The sequence below is a fragment of the Methylobacterium sp. CCH5-D2 genome (assembly GCF_001556475.1).
Lineage (GTDB): Bacteria > Pseudomonadota > Alphaproteobacteria > Rhizobiales > Beijerinckiaceae > Methylobacterium > Methylobacterium hispanicum.
Map to the genome: position 1 here is coordinate 1 of NZ_LSIX01001147.1, position 1,864 is coordinate 1,864.

General features: G+C 74.0%; 3 protein-coding genes. 1 reads left to right on the plus strand and 2 read right to left on the minus strand.

What is annotated here, in order from left to right; translation table 11 throughout:
• Positions 1–212 (minus strand): hypothetical protein (locus tag AX737_RS31175; RefSeq protein ID WP_156454072.1); only part of this gene is annotated, 212 nt, incomplete at its 3' end.
• Positions 213–598: 386 nt separating this feature from the next.
• On the opposite strand from AX737_RS31175, the gene AX737_RS31180 reads away from it, so the two are divergent.
• Positions 599–1,135 (plus strand): cupin domain-containing protein, encoded by a 537-nt coding sequence (locus tag AX737_RS31180; RefSeq protein ID WP_082773396.1) that lies wholly within the window; start codon positions 599–601, stop codon positions 1,133–1,135.
• On the opposite strand, the gene AX737_RS31185 is transcribed toward AX737_RS31180, so the two are convergent.
• A partial coding sequence (locus tag AX737_RS31185) for a serine hydrolase domain-containing protein (RefSeq protein ID WP_210173146.1) occupies positions 1,101–1,864 on the minus strand: 764 nt, incomplete at its 5' end. The genes AX737_RS31180 and AX737_RS31185 overlap by 35 nt on opposite strands.

The window sequence follows — 1,864 nt, forward strand, 5'->3', positions numbered from 1 at the left end:
GCCGGTTCTCCCGCCGATCCACCCCCATCGCCTCTCTCCGTCTCTCCGCCGCGCGTCGCGCCGTCCCGATCCAGCAGGTGCAGCCAGGCCTCCGGCAGCCCCGCCTGCAGCACGGGCGCGTAAAGCGCCTCCAGGGCGTGGCCGATGCCGTTCAGACGCGGATCGCTGGTGGTGCTCGATCGGTTCGGGCTCAGGCTGGCGCAGTGGCGCATGAAAGCTCCTTCCGGAGCGACGCCTTCCCCGCCGCTTCCGGTCTCGAACCGGAGCCGAGTGCACATCCTCCGGACGCGCCAGCGCGAGGCTCCGTCTTGTGACAGATTGCCTCAAGAAATGTGCGTGCCTGCCGATGGTTTCAGCTTGGCCGCGGAGGAAATCCGGATTCAGCCCGATGCGCCGGCCTCCGGTGCACCTTCGCGCGCGCCCGTCCGGCACGACCTCGCGAGGCCTCGCGAGGCCTCGCGGGCACGGCCGACGCCCGCTGCCGGACCCATGCCCGACGACGACCGTGCCCGACGACGACCGCGCCCGCTTCCCCGCACGCGCCGACGGGCGCATCATCCCTACGCCGGGGCACCCCCGGGACCGCGAGGAGGGGATCATGAACCGTATCGCGCACGAGCCGCCCGCCGCGCCCGGGGACGCGGTCCCGCCCGGGGGCGGCGCCCCCCGGTCCGGGTCGCCGGGCTGCCGCCTCGTCCGGGCCGGGGCGACCTTCACGGGCAAGCAGGGGCTCGACTACGCGGTCGGCATCTCGGCCGAGAGCGTCGGCGCGCGGGGCATCCATCTCCAGCTCGTGACGATCCCGCCCGGCGCCCGCGCCCGGGCCCACCTGCACGCCGACCACGAGACCGCGATCTACGCGCTCGGCGGCACCTCCGGCTGCTGGTACGGGGAGCGGCTGGAGCACCACGCCACGATGGCGCCGGGAGATTTCTTCTACATCCCGGCCGGTGTGCCGCACCTGCCCTACAACCCGAGCCCGACCGAGCCCTGCACCGCGGTGATCGCCCGCACCGACCCGAACGAGCAGGAGAGCGTGGTGCTCCGGCCCGATCTCGACGCGCTGCGACCGGGCCCTGAGTCGGGACCGGACGGGGCCCCTACCGCTCCAGGGCCTGATAGACGAGGCTGTTGATCAGGTAGCGGTAGCGCCAGCGGGCGGTGCCCGGCGTGTGGGCCATGAACACCACGGCGAGCTTGCGGCCCGGATCGACCCACCAGTTCGTGCCGCTGGAGCCCGGCCAAGAGAAGTCGCCGACCGAGCCGAGGAGCCGCACCACCCCGGGCCGGGTGCGCACCGCGAGCCCGAGCCCGAAGCCGTAATCGGCCCGGGTCGGGTCGGCGTTGCCGATGAGGTTGCGCACGCCGGGACCGAGCTGGTCGGTGAGCATGGCGCGGGTGAAGACGGGGCTCAGGACCCGGCGCCCGCCGAGCTCGCCCTCGTTCATCAGCGCCAGGGCGAAGCGCAGGTAATCCTCCGCGCTCGACACGGCGCAGCCGCCGCCGCAGGCGAACCGGGTCGGCCGGGTCGCGTCGGGCTCCAGAACCTGCGGCTTGCCGGTCGCCGGATCCTCGGGGAGCGCGCGGGCGTAGCGGTCCGCGGATCCGGGCGGGATCACGAAGCCGGTGTCGCGCATGCCGAGCGGGCCGAACACGGTCTCGGCGAGGTAGGCGTCGAGCGTGCGGCCGGTCAGGCGCTCGACCACGAGGCCGGCGACGTCGAGGCCGAAGCCGTAATCCCAGACCGTGCCCGGCTGGTGCAGCAGGGGCGCGGCCTGGAGCGCGTCGAGGAACCGGTCGCCGTCGAGGTCCTTGGCCGCCGCGACGCTGCCGGCGGGCAGCATCCGGTGCACCTCCGTGGTGC

Coding starts and splice junctions, on each gene's coding strand:
- AX737_RS31180 (WP_082773396.1), top strand. CDS start 599: ATGAACCGTATCGCGCACGAGCCGCCCGCCGCGCCCGGGGACGCGGTC.